Genomic DNA, 24,261 nt, shown 5'->3' on the forward strand with positions numbered 1-24,261 from the left:
CGGCGCCCAGTCAGCGCTTCGACAGGACGATGGGTTTGCCGAGCCACAACGAAAAAGGCCCTGCCGCAAGCGGCAGGGCCTTTCGATTCCTAAGGCTTTGTTCCGATTACTCGGCGCTGTCGTCAGCGGCCTTCTTCTTGGCCGGAGCCTTCTTCTTCGGAGCGGCAGCTTCTTCGCCTTCGGTGGCGTCAGCCTTGGCAGCGGCCTTCTTCTTGGCCGGAGCCTTCTTGGCAGCCTTGCCTTCGGTCTCTTCGTCGTCAGCCGTCAGTTCTTCCTTGGAAACCGTCTTGTCGATTACCGAGATTTCGCCGAGCAGGTGGTCGACAACCTTTTCTTCGAACAGCGGAGCGCGCAGCGAAGCAGCGGCGCCGGGGGTGTTCTTGAAGTAGTCGAGGATCTGCTTTTCCTGGCCCGGGAACTGGCGCAGCTGTTCGAACAGCGAACGCTGCAGTTCGTCGTCGCTGACCTGAACGCCGGCCTTTTCGCCGATTTCCGAGAGAACGAGGCCGAGGCGAACGCGACGCTCAGCGAGCTTGCGGTATTCAGCGCGGGCTTCTTCTTCGGTGGTTTCTTCGTCAGCGAAGGTCTTGCCGGCCTGCTGGAGGTCGGTGTTGATCTGGCGCCAGATGTTTTCGAATTCGGCTTCGACGAGACGCTCCGGCGTTTCGAACTGGTAGAGTTCGTCGAGCTGGTCGAGGATCTGACGCTTGACCTTCTGACGGGTCAGGTTGCCGTACTGGCTTTCGATCTGGCCGCGGACGATTTCCTTCAGCTTGTCAGCCGATTCCAGGCCGAGTTTGGTGGCCAGTTCGTCGTTGATTTCGATGTCCTGGGCGCCAGCCACGTCCTTGACGGTGATGTCGAAGGTGGCTTCCTTGCCAGCAAGGTTTGCAGCCGGGTATTCAGCCGGGAAAGTCACGGTGATGACCTTCTCGTCGCCAGCCTTGAGGCCAACGAGCTGCTCTTCGAAGCCCGGGATGAAGCGGTTGGAGCCGAGAACCAGCTCAGCGTCTTCGTCCTTGCCGCCGTCGAAGGCGACGCCGTCGACCTTGCCGAGGTAATCGATGGTGACGCGGTCGCCGTTGGCGGCCTTGCCCTTCTTCGATTCGTAGCTGCGGGCGCTTTCGGCGATCTTCAGGATCTGCTCGTTGACTTCGTCTTCAGCGATCTCGACGACTTCGCGGGTCACCTTGATGCCGCTGACGTCCTTGAGTTCGATCGCCGGGATGATTTCGTAGGCAACGGTAAACTCGAGGTCGGCCTGGGCGTTGAGGATCTTTTCGGCTTCGGCCTCGTCCTCGGTCATCGCGATTTCCGGCTGGGTTGCCGACTTTTCGCCACGGCCCGACAGGATCTCGGTCGGCTTGTCGCGAACGATCTCGTTGACGAGGTCAGCCATGATCGACTTGCCGTAGATCTTCTTCAGATGCGCGGCCGGTACCTTGCCCGGGCGGAAGCCGTTGATCTTCACACGGTCCTTCACTTCGGCCAGACGCTCGTTCATCCGAGCTTCCATGTCCTTGGCCGGGATAACGACCTTGAGTTCGCGCTTCAGCCCTTGAGCGAGCGTTTCGATAACCTGCATGTTCAAACCTTCATTTCACGTTGACTGTGCTCTTCCCCTTCGAAAGGTCTGGCGAGCACGTGAGCCGATCCATTTGCCGGGAGTGGCTTTACGCAGTTCTGCAACCGTTTTGCAAGCAAAATGGCACTCCAGCCCCCTTCATCCTCGCAGAATCCGGACTTTAGGCGCGATCGCTGTCTGGTGCGGGTAGAGAGACTTGAACTCCCACGCCTTGCGGCACCAGAACCTAAATCTGGCGTGTCTACCAATTTCACCATACCCGCGTTCAGACAATCGCACCGCCTGATCGTATTCCCGCAAGACCAACCAGCGGAATACCGCGGATACAAAGGCATGCTGAAAGTTCAGGGCTTTCCCGAGCGCGGCGTCTCTATATCACTCGTTCTCGCGGGATCAAAGGGAAAATGCGGGAATTCCACCACCGATCCGGCAGGGGACGGCGCAGCTTAATAGAGAGGCTCCTCATAGACCGGGCTGCCATTGACTGAGATCTCGCGGATCTGGGCCTTCCCCTTGGCGTCCACGCGGATATCGACGGAGAGCGCCTCGGCGTTGCGCGCCTCCTCCAGCGTCCGCCCCTCACCTTCCGGCACATAGAAGCGCTCGATCCCGTATTCGACACTGACGGACGAGACCACGGACGAGGGATAGTAGATAAAGGGCAGCGAGCGAAGGACGACGCTGTCGCCGGCGGGGCCAAGCGGCTGGAAGGACGCTTCGGTCGCCGCCCAGAAACCGTCGATCTGCTTTTCCAGCCGAACGTAGATCTGCGCCTCTTCCGACTGCTTCGGCGTATCGCCCTTGAACAATTCCGGCTGGAGCCTGGAAATGTCGTAGCTCAGGATCACGTAGTCGCCCCGCAGCAGATCACGGGGATCGACGGGCACGGTCTTCAACAGCACGTCACGGCCGCTTCTAAGGATCGATGCCCTGCTCTCGATCATATAGCCAAGGGCCGCCGTCTGCACGCCCGCAACCAGCAGGGCCGCCAGCAATGGGTTCAGCCAACGGGTCTTTGCAGCGGTCATTGTGGCGCCTCCGTCCCGCGCGCATTTGCCAAGTGCCCCTCGATGCGGATGACGAGCCAGGCGATGCCGGCAACCACCAGCCCCGAAATCAGGAAGAAGCCCGAGGTGCCGAGCATCGAGCCAAGGGTCTCGAAGGCGAGATAGAGAAGCTCGCCGGCGAAGGCGACGTAGCCGAGATAGCGCACGGCGCCGTTCTGCGCGCCGGCAAGCGCAATGCCGAGGAGCGCCGCCAGCAGCGTCCCTGCCCCGGTCGCGACCTCCGTTGTCACTCCCACGGCTTCATATTGAAGAGCGGTAAAACCGAGCAAGGCGAGCGCGAAGGAATAGAAGGCGGGTGCCGACCCGGCATCGACAGCAAGCGCGCGAAGCGGCGAGCCGGGCAGCGTCGCCGCGAGAAAGGCGACGAGGCCGAACGCGGCGAGGCCACCGGCAAAGGCGAGCGATGCATTATCGAGATAAAGCCAGGCGAGCCACGACAGGACGAGCAGATAGGCGAGATGACGAACCCTGTCGGCAGCCGTGAAGCGCACCAGCAGCACGACGATCACCGCAAGCGCCGGGACGGACCACATGCGCCAGTCCGGCGTGGCACTGAACCCGTCGTCTTTCAGCACCGTTGCGAAATAGAACCAGGCGAGCCCGCCCGTAACCGCGGCCATGGCTGCGGAGCGAAACGCCACGGCAGAGAGCACGGCGCCGGCAAACCACAGCAGCGCGGCGTCGGCCGCATCGCCGGACAAATGATACATCTGCCCGATCAGGGCGATGCCACCGCCAAAGGTAGCCGCCCCCAGAACGAGCGCGGCTGCGGCGAGCGTCGGGCGCCCGGTGCGGATCAGCCAGGCGGCGGCAAAGTGAAAGCCCCAGACCAAGGCGACGATGCCGGCCACGCGGGCAAGGCGCGGCAGCGCCTCCCAGTTGGCGGCAACGAGCAGCAGGATTGACGCGGACAACAGAAGCGCGGCGAGAATGAGCAGGACGCGCCCGGCCCGGAACGTCGACTCGCGACCGTCATATTCGGCGAGCATTGCACGCGCCACATTCTCCTGCAGCAGCCCCTTGTCGACCCAATGCTTGAAGTCTCGTTCGAGACGCGCGCGGTACATCCTGCCCCCAGCCTAGAATCCGGTGCTTGAATTGGTTCGGTTCAGTCCCCAACTAACCACGTATCGGCGCGGAAACACAATCGCCCTGCGGCAGTTGCCCACCAAACCGATAGGGACGAATGAACGGCTTGCGTAACGCGCATATCTTCCATGCGGATATTGCACTGCACAAATCGATTTAAAGACCCTATATTCAAATCATCAAAGGCGAACGAAGGCATGAAGCCAGACGGTCGCCAGCGGAAATGGCCAACCGCCTCAGTTTACTGAGAAAGGCCCGGGTAAAACCGACGGAATTCGGACGAGCGCACTCCTCCTCCCAGCGCTCTTCCGATCAGATTGGCAACACTCCTCCTCCCAGTTGCCAATCACTCCTAATGACGCTCGCTGGACCTCCTCCCCCAGCGGGCGTTATTCTTTTTCAGCTCCTCCTCCAATAGCCCTCTGCAACAGGCCTGCCTGCACATTTTTCGTGCACATTGGGCCGGCACGCGTCTCCAGCCATGCGAATTTCACATAGGTGCCATTCAGCATCGGCGCTACACGTCCACCCGCCCGCATACTATATTCAACTCATCGATCGGGGCGGCGCACTCCTCCTCCCAGCGCCCCTCGATTTGGATCGGCGACACTCCTCCTCCCGGTTGCCGATCAGAACAAAGCGACGCTCGCTGGATCTCCTCCCCCAGCGGGCGTTGTTTGTTTCTGGCCCCTCACATTTCGGGCAGCTTCCAGCCACGACAAGTCGATTGCGCCGCGCGTTTTAGACGCCAGCCGCGAACGCGCCATCGCGCAGAGGCTTGCATGGCCTGCATGGGTGCGATGCAGCATTGTCTCTGTAACTTCTGCTCAAAACGATTATATTCCAGAGCATCAGATGACGGCCAGCAAGAGAGATTAAGCGCTGGCACACGACCCTAGAAAGGATAGGATCATGAACCTCGCACGCTCTTTCAACAATTGGCGCAAGTATCGTCAGACCTGCAACGAACTCGGCCGCATGACCGATCGCGAACTGTCTGACCTCGGCATCGGCCGTGGCGACATCCCGTACGTTGCCCGCCAGGCGATCAAGTAATTCAGGCTGCGCCTTACGCGCAACCGACCTCCAGTAGACGCCCTCCGGTTCATTCCGGGGGGCGTTTTCTTTTGGCGCGGCCAGTGCGATCCAGGTGACGCCTTCGCACGTGCGAGAGACACCGGATGCTCCGCCAACTGCGACTGCCCAAGCAACGGAACCGGTTTCACAGAGAGACGCTTCGTCGCTCCGTGCCATCAGCTCTCAAATACGTTTGAAAACAGTCTCTTACCGGCGGACAATTAAGATTTTAATCAATCCTTAATCGATGCCGCCTTTTGAAGCGGTGCCCATCTATGCGGCGATGCACTGCACAAATGCATAGCAGCTGCATTTTCTTTGCACTCCACCTTCTAATTAGACAAGCGTATAAGAACCTCAACGACGCAGACAGATGGCTGTCGCGACAACCTGATTTTGAGGAAAAGACCATGAACCCGATTCGTATCGCAAAAAGCTGGATCAACTACCGCCGCACCGTCAGCGAGCTCGGCAACCTGTCGAACCACGCTCTCAATGACATCGGCATCACCCGCTACGACATCCGCAACATTGCGGCCCGTTCCTTCCGTTAATCGGAACGAACGACCAGGACTTCCAAGACGGCGCCTTCAGGGCGCCGTTTTCGTTTATAGGCGTTGGAACGGAAGGCCGAGCCGTGATAGGAAGCCGGCCATGAGCAAAGACACTTCTTCCCACTCCCCCATCCACGTCATCGGCGGCGGCCTCGCCGGATCGGAAGCCGCCTGGCAGATCGCCGAAGCCGGCGTACCGGTCGTCCTGCACGAGATGCGCGGCGTGCGCGGTACCGATGCGCACAAGACCGACGGCCTTGCCGAACTCGTCTGTTCCAATTCCTTCCGCTCGGATGACGCGACCAGCAACGCGGTCGGCGTTCTGCACGCGGAAATGCGCCTTGCCGGCTCGCTGATCATGAAATCGGCCGATGCCAACCAGGTGCCGGCCGGCGGAGCGCTCGCCGTCGATCGCGACGGCTTTTCCGACGCGGTCAGCGCGGCGATCGCCGCCCATCCGCTGATCACGGTGGTGCGCGAGGAAGTCACCGGCCTGCCGCCGAAAGATTGGGACCTCGCCGTCATCGCGACCGGCCCGCTGACCGCACCCGGCCTTGCCGAGGCGATCCGCGCAGAAACGGGCGCCGATGCGCTCGCCTTCTTCGACGCCATCGCGCCGATCGTCTATACCGAGACGATCGACATGGACGTTTGCTGGTTCCAGTCCCGCTACGACAAGGTCGGTCCCGGCGGCACGGGCAAGGACTACATCAACTGCCCGATGACCGAGGAGCAGTACAACGCCTTCGTCGATGCGCTGGTTTCCGGCGACAAGACCGGCTTCAAGGAATGGGAAGGCACGCCCTATTTCGACGGCTGCCTGCCGATCGAGGTGATGGCGGAGCGCGGCCGCGAGACGCTGCGCCACGGGCCGATGAAGCCGATGGGCCTCACCAATGCCCATAACCCCACCGTCAAGCCCTACGCCGTCGTACAGCTGCGCCAGGACAATGCGCTCGGCACGCTCTACAACATGGTCGGCTTCCAGACGAAGCTGAAATACGGCGCACAGGCCGAAGTCTTCCGCATGATCCCGGGCCTGGAGAATGCCGAATTCGCCCGTCTCGGCGGCCTGCACCGCAACACCTACATCAACTCGCCGACACTGCTCGATGGAACGCTGACGCTGAAGTCGCGGCCGGGCCTGCGCTTTGCCGGACAGATCACCGGCTGCGAAGGCTATGTCGAAAGCGCGAGCATTGGCCTGCTCGCCGGCCGCTTCGCCGCCGCCGAGCGCAAGGGCGAGACTTTGGCCCCACCGCCGGCGACCACCGCCTTCGGCGCGCTGCTCAATCACATCACCGGAGGGCATATCGTCTCCGACGATGAACCGGGCAAGCGCTCGTTCCAGCCGATGAACGTCAACTTCGGCCTGTTCCCGCCGCTCGATCCGGGCGCGATCGTCAAGCCGGAAGGCGTCAAGCGTTTCCGCGGCAAGGAGAAGGCGGTCGCCAAGAAGCAGGCGACGGCGTCGCGCGCACTCGCCGATTGCGCCGCCTGGCTCGGCAAGTCGGCCTGACGGCTCGCAGACGCATCAAGGAAACCACAAAAGGCCCGCTTGCAGCGATGCAAGCGGGCCTTTTCCTATAGCAATGCGCGGAAAGAGCTTACTCGGTCGCCTGCGCCGTGTGCGGCGGCTCGGCGGCCGGCTGTTCGAACTCCGATTTCGGGCTGAAGCTGCCGAGCAGCCAGAGCGAAACCTCGGCCGCCTCGCCGGCGCTCTGAAACTCGAAGTCGTTGTCGAGATAGGCAAAATCGGGGAAATGCACGATGAGGCCGCGGCCAGTCTCGGAGCTGTTAACCCGAACCTTCCCGGGTTGGATCACGTGGCAGACATAGTGCGTGCCGTGCGACTGAATAAAGCCCGCCTTGCCGTCATGCAGCCGCAGGAAGATCGCCGTGCGGTCCGCTGTCGAGTGCAGCGCCCGGATCGCCTCGTCCGGGAAGGCACGGCCGAATTCCACCATCGCGGAACCGGCATCGGGATTGTCCCAGTCCCGCTCGGCGCGGGCGTTCATCCACATGTAGAATGCGCCGACCAGGACGATGACGGCGATGAGCAATAACCAAAGCATCCGCGGGCGCTCCCCTTCGCTCGGCATGACGCCGATAAAGCGCTTCTATACGCTGCGAGGCTTGTGCCAATTTGTCGTCTCGGCAAACGCGCCCACGAATGCCTGAGCAAACCGAACCACTGGTCGATCGTCCGGATGGATCAGAAGCGACGGCGGCGCGCGGCACGCCACATCCACCATTGCCGCTGCCATTGGGCCGGGCGGACGGGCTTCTGCAGAAGCCCGGCACCCGCAGCCTCGGCGCGGTTGAGGATAGGCTCGACGAGCGCAAGCGGGATGAAAGCGGGGAAATTCGACGGCGCGATCGCTGCCATCTGCGCACGCGCCTTGGCGAGATGATCCCGCCCGAAGCCCGCGAAAGCCCGGATCGCCTGGCCGATCGCGGCGCTGTCTTCACCGGCGATCAGCGTTTCGCGATCGAGACCGGTGGCGCGCAGCAACTCGGCCGGCAGGTAGACCTGGCCGCGGCGCAAATGCAGCGGCAGCAGCATGAGGAGGCCTGCGACCGTCTGCGCCACACCCCCATGCCCGGCGACTTCGGCCGATTTCGCGGCATTCTCTGGATCAAGCACCAGGGACGAGAGCTGGATCAGCGCCGAGGCGGTCTCGCCGGCATAGCCCTCGAGGGCCGAGCGGTCCTCCATCGGATCGTCGTAGAGATCGAAGATCCGTGCATCGATCATGTTCTCGAACACGGAGACCGGCAGGCGGTGCTTGCGAATGCAGCCAAGGAGCGCTTCAGCGAGCGGATGCCCTTCCCCGGTCGACGCGTCGTTGCCGATGAGGTCTCGCCACCATTGCATGCGGATCTCGCCCGGGATCGGCTCGTGCACGAGATCGCGGATACGCGCAATCTCCGCGTTGAAGGCATAGAGCGCGGCAAGGGCTGGCTGCTTGTCGGCAGGGGCAAGCAGGCAGGCGAGATAGCGGTCGCGGTCCGTGTCCCTGAGGTCAGCCAGGATCTGGGCGGAGTTATCGTGCACGTCGTCTTCCCCAGGTCCGATCAGACGGCGATCAGTGCGACGGCGACGGCGCGCGATTCGGCCAGCATCACATTGTAGGTGCGGACGGCGGCCCCGGTGCTCATGGGATCCGACGATATGTTGGCGGCGCGCAAAGCTGTCTTCACATCGGCCGGCAGCGGGCGAATGTCCTTGCCGGTGCCGACCAGCAGCACCTCGATGTCCTTCGCCTCATCGATGACCTTGTAGAACTTCTCGACCGTCAGCGCATCGCCCTCGGCGACCTCCCATGCATAGACGCCCGAGGGCAGCATCAGGATCGAGCCACGATGCGACATGTCTGCGAAGCGAAAGCCACCATTGCCGTAGGCATCGATGGGCGCACGTCCCGGAAAGTGGGCTTCGCGAATTTCAATTCCCTTAGGCATTTCAAACAGCACCCTTCGCCGCGCCGGCGGCACCCGTATCCGCGCCGGAGGCGTTCTCGTCCCCCGGAATGTGGTCTGTCCGCTTCCTGAACAGGATGAGGATCGGCCCGGCGATGTAAATGGACGAGATCGTTCCGACGATAACGCCAAACAGCATTGTAACACTGAAGGCGCGGATGAGGCCGCCACCGAAGAGATAAAGCGCTGTCAGGGCCAGAACCGTCGTCAGCGCCGTCAGGATCGTGCGCGACAGCGTCTGGTTGATCGAGGTGTCGATCAGAACCGACAACGGCATGCGCTTGTAGCGTGCGAGATTTTCGCGGATACGATCGTAGATGACGACCGTGTCGTTCAACGAGTAGCCGACGATCGTCAAAACTGCGGCAATGCTGCCGAGATTGAACTCGATGCCGGTCAGCACCAGGAAACCGATCGTCAGCAGCACGTCGTGCGTCGTGGCGATGATCGCGCCGACGGCGAAGCGCCATTCGAAACGCAGCCACACATAGAGCAGGATCGCCAGGAACGAAACGGCAAGCCCGATGGTGCCGGCACGTGTCAGTTCGCCGGATACGACGGGACCGACCACCTCGACGCGGCGGAAATCATACTCGTCCGAAAGTTCCGAGCGGATGACGCCGGCAGCCGTCTGCTCGGCGTTGTCGCCCGCTTCCTGCGACGGCACCCGAACGAGAACGTCTTCGCCCGAGCCGAGCTGCTGCACCTGGACCTCGCCGAAATTCAACTCGTCGAGGCGCGCGCGAAGATCGGCGACATCGACCGGTCCGCCCTTGGAATGCAGCTCGATGATCGAGCCGCCCTTGAAATCGACACCGAGATTGAGCCCGATGCCGGCAAGGAGCAGCACGGAGGCAAGCGACAGGGCGGCCATCAGGATGAAGACCGGGTTGCGGATCCGCATGAAGCGGATGTCCAGGTCGCTGAAGCGGCCGGTGCGAATGCCCTTCGGCAGGCGCTCCGACTTCCAGTGGCGCAGCCAGCGCTTTACGATCAGACGGGTCACCGTGTAGGCAGTGAAGAGCGTCGTAACGCTACCGATTGCGAGCGTCACGGCAAAGCCGCGCACCGATCCAGAGCCGAGATAGAAGAGAATTGCGCTCGCAATCAGCATCGTCAGGTTGGCGTCGAAGATGCTGCTGAACACGCGCGAAAAAGCGTCGTTGATCGTGCGCCGCAGAGGCTCGGCGCCGCGAACCTCTTCCCGCAGGCGCTCGTAGATCAGCACGTTCGAATCGACCGCGACGCCGATCGTCAGAATGATGCCGGCAATGCCCGGAAGGGTCAGCGTCGCGCCCGAGAGGGAGAGCGCCGCGATGATCAGGACAATGTTCAGGGCAAGCGCAATGACGGCAAAGACGCCGAAGACGCCGTAGAAGAAAATCATGGAAGCGGCGACCGCGACCGCAGCAACCAGGCCGGCCTTCAGGCCATCGGCGATGGCGTCGCCACCGACGCCGGGGCCGACCGTCCGCTCTTCGACAAAGGTCAGGGGCGTGGGAAGCGGTCCCGTGCGGACGAGAGCGGCAAGGTCGGTCGCACCTTCGGTCGGCAGGTCCGCAGAGATGCGCAGGGTATCGCCGTTGACCGCCTCCGACAGCTTGAGCGTCGCGATGACCTGTCCGTCGAGAACGATCGCTGCGTCCCTTGGCGGCTGCTGCGCCGCAAGGGCGGCAACGCGTTGCTGCGACGCGGCATCGATCTTGATGGCAACCGACGCGCTTTCGCCAGAAGCATCAGGTTCCGGCTGGGCTGCAACATAATTCGCGGCGGCAAGCAGCGGCGCCTTTTCGACGAGATAGGGCACCGGCGGGTCGTCGAAGGAATAGAGGACTTCCGTTCCGGACGGCGGCTGCCCCTCGACGGCCCGTTGCACGGGCACGGAGGTATCGAGCATCCGCAGAGCCAGATTGGCCCTCTGGCTGAGCAGGTCCTTCAACCGCTGCGGATCGCCGAGGCCGGGCACCTGTACGATCAGCCGGTCGTCGCCGCGGCGCTGGATCAGCGGATCGGTGGCGCCGACTTCGGCCACGCGGCGGCGCACGACATCGATGGACTGCGCCACGGCGAGCGAGAGCCGGTAGTCGATGCCTTCGTCCGTCAGGCGCAGGCGAACCAGTTCGTCCGGTTCTGCACTGTCGAACACAACTTCGGAAATCGGCTCGGAGCCGAAGCCGCCGATCTCGACAGGCGCCGTCAGCGGCTTCAGCCGCTCGCGAGCGGCTGAAAGTTGCGACCGGTCGCGAACGCGGAAGGTGATCGACTGGCCTTCGCCGGAAAGGCCGATATAGGCGATGTCGGCATCGCGCAGGGATTTGCCGACCTCGTTGGCGATCGTCCCGAGCCGTTCGGCGACAATGTCGCTACGCGCGGCCCGCAGCATGAAATGGGAGCCGCCCTGGAGATCGAGCCCAAGCGCCACCTGGCGGTGCGGCAGCCAAGCCGGAAGCTCGGCTGCCTCTTCCCGGGTCAGTACATTCGGCAGCGCAAAAGCGATGCCGGCAAGCGCCACCAACCAGACGAGGATACGTTTCAACGGCGGTAATCTGCGCATGCCTCAAACGCTCCAATTGCTTGGCTGGTGGTGACTGTTCCTGCCTTATTCCTTGACCGGCTCGCCCTTGACGCGAACTTCCGACACGCCGCTGCGGACGACACGGATCTTCACGCCATCGGCGATTTCGACTTCGAGTTCGCTGTCGTCGACGACCTTGGTTACCTTGCCGACGATGCCGCCGCCGGTCACGACCTGGTCACCGCGGCGAATGTTCTTCAGGAGCTCCTCGCGGCGCTTCATCTGAGCGCGCTGCGGACGGATGATCAGGAAATACATAACGACGAAAATCAGCAGGAACGGCAGGATGGACATGAGAATGTCCGCGCCGCCGGCGGAAGGGGCGCCGGCAGTCTGCGCAAAAGCTTCGGTAATGAACATCGATCACTCCTTGAGTTCAAATATCGGCGGTTCCTCCGCGCCAAATCGGCCGGAATATAGGGACGCCCGGCCGCTCTGCAAAGCCGCGGGCACCCGTACCCGTTCCTGTGCCTCTGACACAATTTACACAAGAGGAGAACCCCTCGCGCGGGCCTCGGTGACCTTTTCCAGCGTAAACCTGCGTGCTACCGGGTTTCTGGTGGGACCAGGCCGCGACGCGGTTACGGTAAACACCAGGGCCACGCCGCCTCGAATCAGGACGGTACGGCCAAACACCTGATTCAGCGAGTGGAGAGAGACATATGCCGGAAGCAAAGATCGACGTACTCATCAGGGAAATGCAGAAGCTTTCCGCGGCGATCGAGCGCATGGCAGGGCCTGCCGCCGCAGCCAACGACTGGACCGCTGCCGAGTGCTTCGTCTGGGCACCGGCGACGCACCATCTGCAGCCGGTCGCCAAGCCGAACCGCATCGAACTGTCCCTGATCACCGGGGTCGACCACGTCCGCGACATCCTGCTCGACAACACGCTTCGCTTCGCCGAGGGCTTCACGGCCAACAACGTGCTCCTCTGGGGCGCGCGCGGCATGGGCAAATCCTCGCTGGTGAAATCGGTCCATGCGCAGGTTGCGCGCGACACCGGCGTTGCGGTGAAGCTCGTCGAGGTCCATCGCGAAGATATCGCCACCCTGCCGGCGCTGATGGACATTCTGAAGACCGCGCCGGTCCCGGTGATCGTCTTCTGCGACGACCTGTCCTTCGATCACGACGATACGTCCTACAAGTCGCTGAAGGCCGTGCTTGACGGCGGCGTCGAAGGGCGCCCTTCCAACGTGCTGCTCTATGCCACGTCGAACCGGCGGCACCTGCTGCCGCGGCACATGATGGAGAACGAGCAGTCGACGGCCATCAATCCGTCGGAAGCGGTCGAAGAGAAGGTATCGCTGTCCGACCGTTTCGGCCTGTGGCTCGGCTTCCACAAATGCAGCCAGGACGACTATTTGGCGATGATCGACGGCTATGCCGAGCACTATGGCTTCAAGCGCGATCGCGAAACCCTGCATGCCGAGGCGCTGGAATGGGCAACGACCCGTGGCGCGAGATCCGGCCGCGTCGCCTGGCAGTTCATCCAGGATCTCGCCGGGCGCCTGCGCCACAGGATCGACGGGTAACCGGGCGCGTCGCGAGCGACGCACTCCACCGATATCGTGAAACAGAAAGCACCGCCTGCCCAAAAGGACAGGCGGTGCCATAATATCGGATCGGGTTCTGTTCTGCGACCGACCGAGACTATTCGAGGAAGGTCGCCGGGTTTACCGCGGTGGCATTCTTGCGCACCTCGAAGTGTACCTGCGGCTGGCTTGCCCGGCCGGTCATGCCGGAGGCTGCGAGCGTCTGGCCGCGCTGAACCTTCTGACCGCGCTGAACCTTGAGTTCCGACGCATTGCCGTAGACCGTGACCGTGCCGTCGTCGTGACGGACCAGGACGGCGTTGCCGAGTTCCTTCAGGCTGCTGCCCGAATAGATAACGACACCGTTTTCAGCCGCCTTGATCGGCGTGCCCTCCGGCACCGAGATGTTGATGCCGTCGTTGCGGTTGCCGTCGACATTGGCGCCGTAGCCGGCGACGACTGCGCCGCGCACCGGCCAGCGGTACTTGCTGATGCCGGTCGACTTCGGAGAATCTTCGCCCATGTCGGTCGACTTGCTGGCGACTTCGCTGACGCTCTGCTTGGCAACCGGCGCCTGGTATTCAGCCGGCTTGTTCTTGTCGAGCGAAGCGACCTGCGGCTGCTCTGCCTTCTTCGGAACCGAGGCCGTCTTGACCTGGTCCGGAGCGGCACCATTTGCGCCCGGCAACTGCAGCGTCTGGCCGACGCGGATCGATTCGGCGGTCAGGCCGTTTGCCTGCTTGAGGGCGGCAACGGAGACGCCCGTCGTCTTGGCGATACGGTTGAGCGAGTCGCCCGGCTTGACGGTGTAGGATCCGCCGCCGGCACCCTCGCCGTTCGTTGCCGGCTTGCCTGCAACGATGTCGGACTTGCCTTCGCCCTTTTCGCGGGACTGGGCCGAACCCGGCAGGATCGCGACGTCGCGCTGGTTGACCGGCAGCGGCGACGGCTGGCGGTTGCTGCCATCGAGATCGGCGATCGAGTTGGTGGCGGCTGCCTTGGCCGCGCTGCCTGCGACGCCGAAGGTCGGGATGACGAGACGCTGGCCGGTTTCGACCTGCGCTGCGGACTGCAGGCCGTTGGCCTTCAGGATTTCCTTTTCCGGAACGCCGAAACGCTTGGAGAGAACGGCGACGTTGTCACCCGGGCGAACCATGATCGTCGGGGCGTTCTGTGTCGTCCAGCCGCTCTTGCTTGCGGTTTCCTTGACCGTCGCGGGAAGCGTCTGCTGCGTGGCGAGTGCGGCCTGCTGGCGTGCTGCCGGGAACGGCTGGGCTTCGGGACGCTGATGGGCAGCCTGGCTCGGGTCAGCCAGGGTGTTGCGCTGAACGGAGATTGGGGTCGAGGCGACGCGGGCGTTGGATACAGGCGTGGATGCGGTGTTTACCGGATCGTAGGCACCCTGCCCGGCTCCCGCCGGATAGGGCTGACCGAGAGCCGAGCCGCGGTTATCAACCGGCGCCGCAGCCATCTGACCGACGGACACATCCCCACGCGGAACCGGCGTTGCGTCTCGGGGGATGGAATTTGTGGTGATGTTGTCGGACCGCGAAAACAGGCCGTCAAACCGGCTTGCATCCGAACTGCAGCCTGTTGCGACGCCTGCCAGCAGGACCGCCACGCAAAGGCGGATCGTCGACTTTCCAACCCCGGGAGATACAAACTTACGCATGACGCTTACCCACTCCGAACGCAACTCGATGTGGATTGATTAAAGCGTATTAGAGTTACCGCGTGGTTAAGGTAGACCCCACCAAAGGACTAATTTGACCAAATGCTAACCATAGGCCGGCCGCCGCCCGTCAAGCGCCTGTTAGCAGCAGCCGCCGCAGCGGCCGCCCGGGCAGGAAAGCGTAACGCTAGATCAGTTCGGAATAGAGGCGCTCGATCTCGGACACGGACCGGCGCTCCGTCTGGTCTTCCTCGTAGCTGATGCTCGTCAGGTCCCAGGCAAAAATCTGCCGACCGGCCGGCTGCGCCAGGGTTTCGGACTGGGCCGTCTTGTCTTCCTCGAGCAGCACGCTCACCAGCGTCTGGAAGGCGGTATCTCCGTCCGCGCCGCTTGCTTCTTCATATTCGAGCGACCGCAGGCCGGCCACGGCCGCTTCGCGTGTCCCGAAATAGCGCAGACTGTTCTGGTCCTCCGGCCGAAGACCGTCGTAGTAGTCTATGAAGCTCTTGTAATAGGCTTGGTGATCGCCGGAATCGAGAAACCTGCCGAAGGCCTGGTACTCGCGCGAGGCCAGTTGCGGCGACAGGCGATTGTTCCATTCCTCGCGGGTGAGCGCCGGCTGGCCGTCGGAGGCCTTCTTGGTCTGGCCGAGATAAAGCAGGGCATCGGCCGAAAGCGAGATGCGTGGCGTCGGATCAAAGAAGGTCGCGGCGAGCGCCTGTGCCGCCTGCTCATCCTTGCCCGCGGAATTCGTCTGGCCGGCATTGCGCCCGGCAAGATTGTTCAGCCCGTCGCCCGATGCTGCCGCCGTCAACCTGTTCGCGATCTGCATGTGCCGTCTCCGTACCTCGCGACCGGTGTCCGCCGACGTCGCAAGGCAAGCGACGACTCACAGGCGGGAACCCTGTCCGTGCACGGCAGGCGTATGGCGCGAAGCTTGCGCGAGGCTGGAGGAAGTTAAGGACTCGTTAATAGTCGATATCGGCGCGAGCCGCGGCTTCTTACCCGAGCGGACGGGATTTCGACGTTCAGAGAAACGATGCCAGTTGCGGCACGATCGGAAGGTAAGGCGCGTCGAACAGATCCTCGCGATCGAAGCGGCTGCCCGTGCGGCTGACGCGCACGACCCGACAATGGGTCTCGCTCATCATGATCGGCACCAAAAGGGTGCCGCCGGAAACCAGGTGATCCGAGAACATGCGCGGCAGGCTGTTGAAGGCGGCGGTGATGAGGATCCGGTCGAAGGTGCCCTCACCCGGCACGCCGGCACTGCCATCAGCGTGCCGGACGATGACGTTGCGAATGCCCGTTTTTTCGAGGTTCTTCTGGGCGATGCCGACGAGCGTCTGATAGCGGTCGATCGTCAGCACCCGCTCGGCAACGCGTCCCATGACCGCGGCGGTGAAGCCGCTGCCGGTGCCGACTTCGAGAACACGCTGGCCGGATTTCAGATTGAGACTGTGCAGCAGACGGACCGCAAAGTCGTATCCCTCCATGAACGAACCGCAATCGAGCGGGATCGTTCGCTGCGAATGGGCTTCGGCCTGGTACTGCGGCGGCGCGAAATAGCTGCGCGGCGTCTGCTCGACGGCCTTCAGCAAGTCATGGTTGGTAATGCCTTCGGCGCGCAGCCGCAGCACCATCTTGGCAAAGCCTTCCTGTTCCGACACCCGCGCGCTCAATCAACGGCTCCCTCGTTGAGCGCCCGCGCCAGGCGGTCCTGGACACTGTAGTCGGTGAGGTCGAGCTTAAGCGGCGTGACCGAGATCATGTTTTCACGCAGGGCGTGAATGTCGGTGCCAGCGCGGAAATCGCCGAAGCGCTCGCCGAAACGCAGCCAGAAATAGGGAAAGCCGCGACCGTCGGTTCGCTCGTCGATCGACAGGCCGAAATCGAGCTTGCCTTGCGACGTCACTTCCGTGCCGGCGACGGTATCCGCCGAGCAGTTCGGGAAGTTGACGTTGAGCAGCGTGCCGTCAGGCAGGTCCACCTTCATCAGCTTGCGGATCAAGGCCGGCGCATGGGTTTCGACAACATCCCAAGGCACCGTCTTTCCGACCGTGTGATTGTAGGCCTGGCTCAACGCGATCGAGCGGATGCCCTGCAGGGTTCCCTCGATGGCGCCGGCGACGGTGCCGGAATAGGTCACGTCGTCGGCCATGTTGGCACCGATGTTGACGCCGGACAGCACGAGATCGGGCTTGCGATCGAGCACCTTGCGGACCGCCATGATGACGCAATCGGTCGGCGTGCCACGAAGTGCGAAGCGCTTTTCCGCGATCTGTCGCAGCCGCAATGGCTCCGACAGCGTCAGCGAATGGGCAAGGCCGCTCTGGTCCGCCTCCGGCGCGACGACCCAGACGTCGTCAGAAATCGTCCGGGCGACCCGTTCGAGCACCGACAGGCCCTCGGCGTGAATGCCGTCATCGTTTGTCAGCAGGATCCGCATGATGCCGTACTCCCCTCGACGTTCGCTCAGGCAACCTTTTCGATGCGCGTCTGGCCGCCCATGTAGGGAACCAGCACCTCCGGCACCGATATCGAACCATCGTCATTCAGATAGTTCTCGATGACGGCGATGAGCGCGCGGCCGACGGCAACGCCCGAGCCGTTCATCGTGTGAACGAAGCGCGTTCCCTTGTCTTCCTTGGTGCGATAGCGGGCATTCATGCGGCGTGCCTGGAAATCGCCGCAGACCGAGCACGACGAAATCTCGCGGAACGTATCCTGACCCGGCAGCCAGACCTCGAGATCGTAGGTCTTGCGGGCGCCAAAGCCCATGTCGCCGGTGCAAAGGGTCATGACGCGGTAATGCAGGCCGAGGCGCTTCAGCACCTCCTCGGCGCAGGCGGTCATGCGCTCGTGTTCGTCGATCGACGATTCCGCATCGGTGATCGACACCAGTTCGACCTTGTTGAACTGGTGCTGGCGCAGCATGCCGCGGGTGTCGCGACCGGCAGAGCCTGCTTCCGAACGGAAGGACGGCGTCAGCGCGGTGAAGCGCAGCGGCAGCTTTTCGCCTTCGAGGATCTGTTCGCGGACGATGTTGGTCAGCGGCACTTCCGCGGTCGGGATCAGCCAGCGGCCGTCGGTGGTGCGGAAAAGATCCTCGGCGAACTTCGGCAGCTGGCCGGTGCCGTACATCGCATCGTCGCGCACGAGAAGCGGCGGCTGCACTTCGGTGTAACCGTGTTCCTGGGTGTGCAGGTCGAGCATGAACTGGCCGAGCGCGCGCTCGAGCCGCGCCAATTGCCCCTTCAGGATCGTGAAACGCGAGCCGGAAATGCGGGCCGCGCCCTCGAAATCCATCAGGCCGAGTGCTTCGCCGACCTCGAAATGCTCACGCGGCTGGTGGTTCCAGCTGGGCTTCTTGCCGACGACGCTCTTGACGACGTTGCCGCTCTCGTCGGAGCCGACGGGAACATCGTCCAACGGGATATTCGGAATGCGCGACAGGGCATCGCTAAGCTCGGCCTCGATCTTGCGGCTGTCCTCTTCGAGCGCCGGCATGGCGTTCTTGAGGTCAGCCACCTCGGCCTTCAGCCTATCGGCGAGCTCGGCATTCTTCTGCGCCATGGCAGCGCCGATATCTTTCGAGGCCGCGTTGCGGCGCGACTGCATGTCCTGCAGCGCCTGAAGGTTCGTGCGGCGGCGTTCGTCGAGCGCGATCAGAGATGCCGACAAAGGCTCCGCGCCCCGCTTCGCCAGGGCGGCGTCCAGCATCTCGGCATTCTCACGGATCCATTTGATATCAAGCATTTTCGTTCCACGCGTTGGTCAGATCACGGCGCGAAATCTCGAATGCTCAGCCCTTGGCGGGGCCGACCTCTCCGGAAGATCCTTCCTGCGACTCAGCAGCCTCGCTCTTGAGCGCGTCCGCTGCCCGCTGCCTTTCGACGAGTCGCGCCGTATAGATCGAAATTTCGTAGAGAAGGATGGCTGGCAGCGCAAGGCCGATCTGGGAAATCGGATCGGGCGGCGTGAGCACGGCCGCGACAACGAAGGCGATCACGATCGCGTATTTGCGCTTCTCGGCAAGGCCCTGAGACGTCACGAAACCGACACGGGCAAGAAGCGTGGTGATGACTGGCAGCTGGAAGACGAGCCCGAAAGCGAAGACCAGCGACATGATCAGGCTCAGATATTCCGAGACCTTCGGCAGAAGCTGAATGGCCACCTGCCCTTCGCCACCACCCTGCTCCATGGCCAGGAAGAACCACATGACCATCGGCGTGAAGAAGAAATAGACCAGTGCGCCGCCGAGCAGAAACAGGAGTGGTGACGCAATCAGGAACGGCAGGAACGCTGCGCGCTCGTTCTTATAGAGCCCAGGCGCCACAAACTTGTAGATCTGTGCCGCAATTACGGGAAAGGCAATGACCAGCGCACCGAACATCGCGACCTTGATCTGGGTGAAGAAGAACTCCTGCGGCGCCGTGTAGATGAGCTCGACGTTGCGATGGTTGAGGCCCGCCCAGCTCACGGCCCATTTGAACGGCAGCACCAGCAGGTTGAACAGGCCCTTGGCGAAGTAGAAGCAGACGAGGAACGCAATGAAGAACGCGCCGATGGCCCACATCAGGCGCCTGCGCAATTCGATCAGATGCTCGATCAGCGGCTGCGGCCGGTCCTCGATTTCGCCGCTCATGCTTCACCTTTCTTGCGCGCGCTGGTGCGCGGCTTTGACGTCTTGGCAGCAGGCTCAGCCCCTGTCGGCGTCACTTTTTTCTTTTCAGCGGCCGGATTCGCGGGCGCCTTGGCAGCAGACTTTGCCGTGGCCGCCTTGGGCGCTGCCGTTGCCGGCTTGGGCGCAGCCTTCTTTACCACCGGCGCCGCGTCGGTCTGCGCCTTGACCGCGCGCTTCGGCTTTTCTGCCGGTACGGATGCGACCTCGGCGCGCTCGATCTGGCGATTGGCCGAACCGATTGCCGCGGCGGCAACCGCATCTGCAGGCTTGGTTTCGACCGCCGCCGGCGCGACAGCCGGCTCCACGGCGGTCACCGGATCAACGCTGCTCGGTGTCGCGGGCTGGTCGGGCGTTGCCGCCTTCTGCAGGTCCGCCTTGATATCGTTGCCCATCTGGCGAAGCGGATTGATCGCATCGCGCAACGCATTGGCCGGATTGAGGCTTTGCGCGTCGCTGATGGTCTTTCGAACCTCGTCGAGGTCCGCTTCGCGCAGCGCTTCATCGAACTGCTGACGGAAATCCGATGCCATGCCGCGCATCTTCGCAGTCATGCGGCCGAAAGCCCGCAACATTGGCGGAAGGTCTTTCGGCCCGACAACCACGATCAGAACGATTGCGATGACGACGAGCTCGGTCCAGCCGATATCAAGCATGCGATATGTCCTGCAAACCCTTGATGCCGCCGGCCCGGTACGGACACCGGACAGGCTTCACCGACACCAGACTGTTAGCGAACTTCGTCAGACTTGTGGTCAACGGTCTTGCCGTCGAGCGTCTTGTCGGTAGCAGCCGCATCGTCGTCGGACATGCCCTTCTTGAAGCTCTTGATGCCCTTGGCAACGTCACCCATCAGTTCGGGGATCTTGCCACGACCGAACAAGAGCAGCACCACGACCAGAACGATCAGCCAGTGCCAAATGCTTAACGAACCCATGCTCTTACTCCTCTGAGCCTTCCCCGATTTAGGCTCTATCACATGTCAATTTTCAGGCGTGCCCCAAGCACGCGTCTCGTTGTGACAGACCCTAAGATGCCGAACTGCTTTTTTCAAACAGTAATATATCCCGCTCGTTAACTGAAAGCATTACATCACGCAATCCATGCGGCAATCGGTCCGCCCTGATGCGCGCCCGGACCACCTCCTCACAACGAGGCACGGCAAGCTCCAGAAGCTCGACCACTCCGATGAAGCGACGGGAGAGAATGCGGGCAGGAATGTCGCCACCTTCTTCGCCGACGCGTACCCCAGACAGCCTGACGGCCACCGAGAGGCGCTTGCCTTCCGGGTGGGGGCCGGCTGCAACGCTTCCGACCGGCGTCTCGACGCGGCCGCCACGAACCTGGGCATCGAAGACGTTGATTTCCGAGAAGAAACCGGCGGCAAAAAGATCCCGCGGCTCGCGGTAGAGTTCATCGGCCGTTCCCACCTGAACGAGGCGCCCGTCCTTCAGGAGCGCGATGCGATCCGCCATGCGCATCGCCTCTTCAGCGTCATGCGTGACGACGATCGCAGTTGCCCGCGTTTCCCTGAGGATCGCGAGGGTGTCGGCACGGATGGAATCCTTGAGGCGCGAGTCGAGGCCGGAAAAGGGTTCGTCCATCAACAGCACCGCCGGACGCGGCGCGAGCGCGCGGGCAAGCGCCACGCGCTGCTGCTCGCCGCCCGACAGCACATGCGGATACTGATCGGCATAGTGCGACAGGCCAACACGCTCGAGTGCCGCATCCGCCTGGATCAGGCCTTCCTTCTTGGGGATCGCCGTCAGACCGAAGCGGACGTTGTCACGGATCGTCATGTGCGGGAAAAGCGCGAAGTCCTGGAACATCAGCCCGACGCCACGCTTTTCCGGGGGCAGGAAAACAGAGGGACCGGAGATTTCCTGGCCGTTGAGCATCAGACGCCCGGCGCTCTGCCGCTCGATGCCCGCGGCGATGCGCAGCAGGGTCGTCTTGCCGGATCCCGAAGGCCCGAGCAGGCACAGGACCTCGCCGGCCTTAGCCGCCAGGCTGACGCCCTTGATCGTTTCCTTGGCGTGATAGCTGTGATGGATATCTTCGAAGGTCAGGCTCGCCGCGAAAGAGACGCCCGCTGTCCGTCGCGTGGTCATGACGGGAGCGTCCTGCGGATCTGAAACCATGCTCTTGCATTCCTTGACACCAGTGGCGCAGGGCCAGCAGGGCCCGACGCCATGGAAAGCCGATATCTATAATCAGGTTTTTCTAATCGGCTTCTTCGCCCTTCGGTGTCAAGAGCCCCAGTTCCTCCAGATCGAGCTGGGTGATCGGATCCTCGTTCTCGGCGAGTTCGTCGTCGCCGGTCGGAACAGGGATGTTGAGGTTCGAAGGCACGCGGCCGGAAAGCAGCCCGGCGCCCTTCAATTCCTCGATGCCCGGCAGGTCGCGCAGTTCCTCAAGGCCGAAGTGATCGAGGAAGTCGCGCGTCGTGCCGAAGGTCACCGGGCGTCCCGGTGTGCGCCGGCGCCCGCGAAAGCGGACCCAGCCCGCCTCCATCAACACGTCGAGCGTGCCCTTCGAGGTCTGCACGCCGCGGATATCCTCGATCTCGGCGCGCGTGACCGGCTGATGGTAGGCAATGATCGACAGAACCTCGAGGGCGGCTCGTGAAAGCTTGCGGACCTCCTGTTCGTCGGTCTGAACGACGAAGGAGAGGTCGGCGGCCGTGCGGAAGGCCCAATGGTCTGCCACCTGGACAAGGTTGACGCCGCGCGTCGCATAAAGGGCCTTCAGCCGGAGCATGATCGCGCGCACATCGGCACCCAGCGGAAGCCGGCTCTCGATGTAAGCCTCGGACACCGGCTGCGCCGAAGCGAACACCAGGGCTTCGGCGATACGCTCGGCTTCCTGCTCAAGCCGTGGATCGAAAGATGCCGCTTCGATCTCGTCCTCCTCGTCGGGAACGCCAGGCAGGTACTTCTGGGCTTCAGCCACGGGCTGCCTCCATCTCGGCAAGGGTCTCCGCATCGATCGGATTTGGTCCGCGTCGAAGATAGATCGGCGCGAAGGCTTCTTCCTGGCGAATTTCGAGGCGGCCCTCGCGAACCATTTCGAGCGACGCGGCAAAGGAGCTGGCGATTGCCGTTGCCCTCTCCTTCGGCGTCGTCATGTAGCGAACGAGAAAGTGATCGAGCGCCGTCCAGTCGTCGAGGCCGCCGATCATACGGGCCAGGATCAGCCGCGCATCGGACAGCGACCAGACGTGGCGCTTCTCGATCGTCACCTGGGTGATCGCCTGTCGCTGGCGCAGGCTCGCATAGGCGCTCAGCAGATCGTAGAGCGAAGCGTCGAAACCGGATTTCCTCTCGGTGACGATATGCTCCGGTGCACCGCGGACGAACACGTCCCGGCCAAGCCGGTTTCGGTTGATGAGCCGCGTCGCCGCCTCGCGTATCGCTTCCAGCCGCTTCAGCCGGAAGGCGAGCGCCGAGGCCATCTCTTCGCCAGAAGGACCGTCATCCTTCGCCTGCTGCGGAATCAGCAGCCGCGACTTCAGATAAGCGAGCCACGCCGCCATGACGAGGTAATCGGCCGCAAGCTCGATGCGGATGCTGCGCGCCCGCTCGATAAAGGCGATGTATTGCTCGGCGAGCGCCAGGACGGAAATGCGCGAAAGATCGACGCGTTGGCTTCGGGCGAGATGCAGCAGCAGGTCGAGCGGGCCTTCGAAGCCGGCGATATCGACCACCAGCGCTTCCTCATGCAGTCCGCGCTCGGCAGTCTCGTCCTGCCACAGCGGGTCCATCGGCGCCTTCGACGCAGGCTTGCCTTGTCTTTCGCCCGCATTGCTCACTGGCAGCCCGACCCTTTCTTTCAGTCTCTGTTGCCTTCAGTCTTCGTTGCCTCAGACCGTTGCAAACAGGGCGTTGAACTCCGCCCGCAAATCGACTTCGCTCGCATCGTCGGGCGCACGGAACGCGGCTTCTGCGGCCCTCGCCCGGCGCAAGCTCTCACCTGCCAGAACCGGCACGACATCCGCGACGGCCTTCATTTCCTCCATTATGCCATGACAATGCAAGACGAGATCAAGTCCCGCGGCAATGATGTTGCGCGCGCGGGTGGTCATGTCGCCGGCAAGCGCGTTCATCGACACGTCATCCGACATCAGCAGGCCGTCGAAGCCGATATGGCCACGAATGATCTCGCGCACGACCTTCGCAGAGGTGGTGGCCGGATTGTCCGGATCGATCGTTGTGAACACCATGTGCGCCGACATCGCCATTACCTCGTCCTTCATCGCAACGAAGGGCAGGAAGTCGCTCGCGGCAAGCTCGTCGAAGGTGGCGCTGACGACGGGCAGATTGTGGTGCGAATCGACGAAGGTGCGGCCGTGGCCCGGCATGTGCTTCATCACCGGCAGCATGCCGCCGGCCTTCAGCCCCTCGCCCATCGCACGGCCGATGGCCGTGACGGTTTCCGGATCGTGGCCGTAGGCGCGGTTGCCGATGACGTCGTGGCTGCCGGGCACCGGCACGTCGAGCACCGGCAGGCAATCGACGGTGATGCCGAAGCGCATCAGGTCAAAGGCATGCAAGCGCCCCATCAGCCAGGCGGCGCGCAGACCGAGCTCCCCGTCGCGGCGGTAGATCTCGCCGATCGCCGCGCCATTCGGATACTGCTGAACGAGCGGCGGGCGGATGCGTTGAACGCGTCCGCCTTCCTGGTCGATGAGCACGGGCGCATTCGGATTGCCGATGCTGTCGCGAAGGGCTGCCACCAGATCCGAGATCTGCTGCGCCTCGCCAATGTTGCGCCCGAACAGGATGAAACCCCACGGGCGTTCTGCCGCGAAGAAATCGCGCTCGTCGCTCGTGAGGGAAAGGCCCTTGCAGCCGGAGATAAATGCTTTTGATTCGCTCATCCCAAAAGCATAGAGCGCGGGCTGCCCGGCGCGAAGTCACAAAGACAGGGCCCCCCACTCATTT

The 24,261-nt window shown here is 62.9% G+C and carries 24 protein-coding genes and 1 tRNA gene; 4 read left to right on the forward strand and 21 right to left on the reverse strand.

Going from position 1 to position 24,261, the window contains the following annotated elements; genetic code table 11:
• Positions 1-106: 106 nt before the first annotated feature.
• The 4 genes from tig to M2267_RS25425 all read right to left on the reverse strand — a co-directional run bounded on the left by tig (position 107) and on the right by M2267_RS25425 (position 3,719).
• Entirely contained in the window at positions 107-1,585 is a 1,479-nt protein-coding gene (gene tig, locus M2267_RS25410) for a trigger factor (RefSeq protein ID WP_429118356.1), read from the reverse strand.
• 178 nt (positions 1,586-1,763) lie between these two features.
• A tRNA-Leu gene (locus M2267_RS25415) sits at positions 1,764-1,848 on the reverse strand.
• A gap of 183 nt (positions 1,849-2,031) precedes the next feature.
• On the reverse strand, positions 2,032-2,613 hold the full coding sequence (locus M2267_RS25420; RefSeq protein ID WP_429118358.1) for a GDYXXLXY domain-containing protein: 582 nt from the start codon (positions 2,611-2,613) through the stop codon (positions 2,032-2,034).
• Positions 2,610-3,719, reverse strand: coding sequence for a DUF2157 domain-containing protein (locus M2267_RS25425; protein ID WP_429118361.1), 1,110 nt, complete (start codon positions 3,717-3,719; stop codon positions 2,610-2,612). Before M2267_RS25425 ends, M2267_RS25420 begins: the two co-directional genes overlap by 4 nt.
• A gap of 934 nt (positions 3,720-4,653) precedes the next feature.
• Here M2267_RS25425 and M2267_RS25430 point away from each other — a divergent pair.
• The 3 genes from M2267_RS25430 to trmFO all read left to right on the forward strand — a co-directional run bounded on the left by M2267_RS25430 (position 4,654) and on the right by trmFO (position 6,891).
• Positions 4,654-4,797 (forward strand): DUF1127 domain-containing protein, encoded by a 144-nt coding sequence (locus M2267_RS25430; protein ID WP_064816990.1) that lies wholly within the window; start codon positions 4,654-4,656, stop codon positions 4,795-4,797.
• 431 nt (positions 4,798-5,228) lie between these two features.
• The gene (locus M2267_RS25435; protein WP_064816989.1) at positions 5,229-5,372 is read left to right on the forward strand and encodes a DUF1127 domain-containing protein; all 144 of its coding nucleotides are present in this window, start codon (positions 5,229-5,231) and stop codon (positions 5,370-5,372) included.
• Between the two features lie 100 nt (positions 5,373-5,472).
• Positions 5,473-6,891 (forward strand): methylenetetrahydrofolate--tRNA-(uracil(54)-C(5))-methyltransferase (FADH(2)-oxidizing) TrmFO, encoded by a 1,419-nt coding sequence (gene trmFO, locus M2267_RS25440; protein WP_043611619.1) that lies wholly within the window; start codon positions 5,473-5,475, stop codon positions 6,889-6,891.
• An 88-nt stretch (positions 6,892-6,979) separates the two neighbouring features.
• On the opposite strand, the gene M2267_RS25445 is transcribed toward trmFO, so the two are convergent.
• The 5 genes from M2267_RS25445 to yajC all read right to left on the reverse strand — a co-directional run bounded on the left by M2267_RS25445 (position 6,980) and on the right by yajC (position 11,790).
• Complete coding sequence (locus M2267_RS25445; protein WP_034796603.1) at positions 6,980-7,447, reverse strand: hypothetical protein; 468 nt, start codon at positions 7,445-7,447, stop codon at positions 6,980-6,982.
• 140 nt (positions 7,448-7,587) lie between these two features.
• Positions 7,588-8,430: a phytoene/squalene synthase family protein gene (locus tag M2267_RS25450; RefSeq protein ID WP_429118365.1), complete on the reverse strand. Its 843-nt coding sequence runs from the start codon at positions 8,428-8,430 to the stop codon at positions 7,588-7,590.
• Positions 8,431-8,450: 20 nt separating this feature from the next.
• Entirely contained in the window at positions 8,451-8,837 is a 387-nt protein-coding gene (locus tag M2267_RS25455) for an Mth938-like domain-containing protein (protein WP_429118367.1), read from the reverse strand.
• Between the two features lies 1 nt (position 8,838).
• Positions 8,839-11,409: a protein translocase subunit SecDF gene (secDF, locus tag M2267_RS25460; protein WP_429118369.1), complete on the reverse strand. Its 2,571-nt coding sequence runs from the start codon at positions 11,407-11,409 to the stop codon at positions 8,839-8,841.
• A gap of 45 nt (positions 11,410-11,454) precedes the next feature.
• Positions 11,455-11,790: a preprotein translocase subunit YajC gene (yajC, locus tag M2267_RS25465; protein WP_034796611.1), complete on the reverse strand. Its 336-nt coding sequence runs from the start codon at positions 11,788-11,790 to the stop codon at positions 11,455-11,457.
• Positions 11,791-12,092: 302 nt separating this feature from the next.
• On the opposite strand from yajC, the gene M2267_RS25470 reads away from it, so the two are divergent.
• The gene (locus tag M2267_RS25470) at positions 12,093-12,962 is read left to right on the forward strand and encodes an ATP-binding protein (protein WP_192446066.1); all 870 of its coding nucleotides are present in this window, start codon (positions 12,093-12,095) and stop codon (positions 12,960-12,962) included.
• Between the two features lie 118 nt (positions 12,963-13,080).
• Here the strand turns inward: M2267_RS25470 and M2267_RS25475 are convergent, their stop codons facing one another.
• From M2267_RS25475 to nagZ, 12 genes are all read right to left on the reverse strand, one after another.
• Positions 13,081-14,634 (reverse strand): peptidoglycan DD-metalloendopeptidase family protein, encoded by a 1,554-nt coding sequence (locus M2267_RS25475; protein ID WP_429118373.1) that lies wholly within the window; start codon positions 14,632-14,634, stop codon positions 13,081-13,083.
• A gap of 187 nt (positions 14,635-14,821) precedes the next feature.
• A complete protein-coding gene (locus M2267_RS25480) occupies positions 14,822-15,466 on the reverse strand; it encodes a hypothetical protein (protein ID WP_043611601.1) in 645 nt (214 codons plus the stop codon).
• A 196-nt stretch (positions 15,467-15,662) separates the two neighbouring features.
• Positions 15,663-16,316: a protein-L-isoaspartate(D-aspartate) O-methyltransferase gene (locus M2267_RS25485; protein ID WP_429118376.1), complete on the reverse strand. Its 654-nt coding sequence runs from the start codon at positions 16,314-16,316 to the stop codon at positions 15,663-15,665.
• Positions 16,313-17,083: a 5'/3'-nucleotidase SurE gene (gene surE / locus M2267_RS25490; RefSeq protein WP_192446062.1), complete on the reverse strand. Its 771-nt coding sequence runs from the start codon at positions 17,081-17,083 to the stop codon at positions 16,313-16,315. The genes M2267_RS25485 and surE overlap by 4 nt, the downstream gene beginning before the upstream one ends.
• Positions 17,084-17,109: 26 nt before the next feature.
• Positions 17,110-18,393 (reverse strand): serine--tRNA ligase, encoded by a 1,284-nt coding sequence (gene serS, locus M2267_RS25495; RefSeq protein WP_429118379.1) that lies wholly within the window; start codon positions 18,391-18,393, stop codon positions 17,110-17,112.
• Positions 18,394-18,439: 46 nt separating this feature from the next.
• Positions 18,440-19,282, reverse strand: coding sequence for a twin-arginine translocase subunit TatC (gene tatC / locus M2267_RS25500; protein WP_429118382.1), 843 nt, complete (start codon positions 19,280-19,282; stop codon positions 18,440-18,442).
• Complete coding sequence (gene tatB, locus M2267_RS25505; protein ID WP_429118384.1) at positions 19,279-19,974, reverse strand: Sec-independent protein translocase protein TatB; 696 nt, start codon at positions 19,972-19,974, stop codon at positions 19,279-19,281. Before tatB ends, tatC begins: the two co-directional genes overlap by 4 nt.
• 74 nt (positions 19,975-20,048) lie before the next feature.
• Positions 20,049-20,255: a twin-arginine translocase TatA/TatE family subunit gene (locus M2267_RS25510; RefSeq protein ID WP_043611585.1), complete on the reverse strand. Its 207-nt coding sequence runs from the start codon at positions 20,253-20,255 to the stop codon at positions 20,049-20,051.
• Between the two features lie 91 nt (positions 20,256-20,346).
• On the reverse strand, positions 20,347-21,459 hold the full coding sequence (locus M2267_RS25515) for an ABC transporter ATP-binding protein (RefSeq protein WP_043611584.1): 1,113 nt from the start codon (positions 21,457-21,459) through the stop codon (positions 20,347-20,349).
• An 82-nt stretch (positions 21,460-21,541) separates the two neighbouring features.
• Entirely contained in the window at positions 21,542-22,270 is a 729-nt protein-coding gene (gene scpB, locus M2267_RS25520; RefSeq protein ID WP_043611581.1) for an SMC-Scp complex subunit ScpB, read from the reverse strand.
• Positions 22,263-23,081, reverse strand: a complete 819-nt coding sequence (locus tag M2267_RS25525; RefSeq protein ID WP_429118387.1) for a segregation and condensation protein A — start codon at positions 23,079-23,081, stop codon at positions 22,263-22,265. The genes scpB and M2267_RS25525 overlap by 8 nt, the downstream gene beginning before the upstream one ends.
• A 99-nt stretch (positions 23,082-23,180) precedes the next feature.
• Complete coding sequence (gene nagZ, locus M2267_RS25530) at positions 23,181-24,197, reverse strand: beta-N-acetylhexosaminidase (protein WP_043611577.1); 1,017 nt, start codon at positions 24,195-24,197, stop codon at positions 23,181-23,183.
• Between the last annotated feature and the right edge of the window lie 64 nt (positions 24,198-24,261).

The organism is Ensifer sp. KUDG1 (assembly GCF_050434285.1).
GTDB lineage: Bacteria > Pseudomonadota > Alphaproteobacteria > Rhizobiales > Rhizobiaceae > Ensifer.

Bases quoted from the DNA above. Each gene is read 5' to 3' on its own strand.
- tig (WP_429118356.1), bottom strand. From the start codon at position 1,585: ATGCAGGTTATCGAAACGCTCGCTCAAGGGCTGAAGCGCGAACTCAAG.
- M2267_RS25420 (WP_429118358.1), bottom strand. From the start codon at position 2,613: ATGACCGCTGCAAAGACCCGTTGGCTGAACCCATTGCTGGCGGCCCTG.
- M2267_RS25425 (WP_429118361.1), bottom strand. From the start codon at position 3,719: ATGTACCGCGCGCGTCTCGAACGAGACTTCAAGCATTGGGTCGACAAG.
- M2267_RS25430 (WP_064816990.1), top strand. From the start codon at position 4,654: ATGAACCTCGCACGCTCTTTCAACAATTGGCGCAAGTATCGTCAGACC.
- M2267_RS25435 (WP_064816989.1), top strand. From the start codon at position 5,229: ATGAACCCGATTCGTATCGCAAAAAGCTGGATCAACTACCGCCGCACC.
- trmFO (WP_043611619.1), top strand. From the start codon at position 5,473: ATGAGCAAAGACACTTCTTCCCACTCCCCCATCCACGTCATCGGCGGC.
- M2267_RS25445 (WP_034796603.1), bottom strand. From the start codon at position 7,447: ATGCTTTGGTTATTGCTCATCGCCGTCATCGTCCTGGTCGGCGCATTC.
- M2267_RS25455 (WP_429118367.1), bottom strand. From the start codon at position 8,837: ATGCCTAAGGGAATTGAAATTCGCGAAGCCCACTTTCCGGGACGTGCG.
- secDF (WP_429118369.1), bottom strand. From the start codon at position 11,409: ATGCGCAGATTACCGCCGTTGAAACGTATCCTCGTCTGGTTGGTGGCG.
- yajC (WP_034796611.1), bottom strand. From the start codon at position 11,790: ATGTTCATTACCGAAGCTTTTGCGCAGACTGCCGGCGCCCCTTCCGCC.
- M2267_RS25470 (WP_192446066.1), top strand. From the start codon at position 12,093: ATGCCGGAAGCAAAGATCGACGTACTCATCAGGGAAATGCAGAAGCTT.
- M2267_RS25475 (WP_429118373.1), bottom strand. From the start codon at position 14,634: ATGCGTAAGTTTGTATCTCCCGGGGTTGGAAAGTCGACGATCCGCCTT.
- M2267_RS25480 (WP_043611601.1), bottom strand. From the start codon at position 15,466: ATGCAGATCGCGAACAGGTTGACGGCGGCAGCATCGGGCGACGGGCTG.
- surE (WP_192446062.1), bottom strand. From the start codon at position 17,083: ATGCGGATCCTGCTGACAAACGATGACGGCATTCACGCCGAGGGCCTG.
- serS (WP_429118379.1), bottom strand. From the start codon at position 18,393: ATGCTTGATATCAAATGGATCCGTGAGAATGCCGAGATGCTGGACGCC.
- tatC (WP_429118382.1), bottom strand. From the start codon at position 19,282: ATGAGCGGCGAAATCGAGGACCGGCCGCAGCCGCTGATCGAGCATCTG.
- tatB (WP_429118384.1), bottom strand. From the start codon at position 19,974: ATGCTTGATATCGGCTGGACCGAGCTCGTCGTCATCGCAATCGTTCTG.
- M2267_RS25510 (WP_043611585.1), bottom strand. From the start codon at position 20,255: ATGGGTTCGTTAAGCATTTGGCACTGGCTGATCGTTCTGGTCGTGGTG.
- M2267_RS25515 (WP_043611584.1), bottom strand. From the start codon at position 21,459: ATGGTTTCAGATCCGCAGGACGCTCCCGTCATGACCACGCGACGGACA.
- M2267_RS25525 (WP_429118387.1), bottom strand. From the start codon at position 23,081: ATGGACCCGCTGTGGCAGGACGAGACTGCCGAGCGCGGACTGCATGAG.
- nagZ (WP_043611577.1), bottom strand. From the start codon at position 24,197: ATGAGCGAATCAAAAGCATTTATCTCCGGCTGCAAGGGCCTTTCCCTC.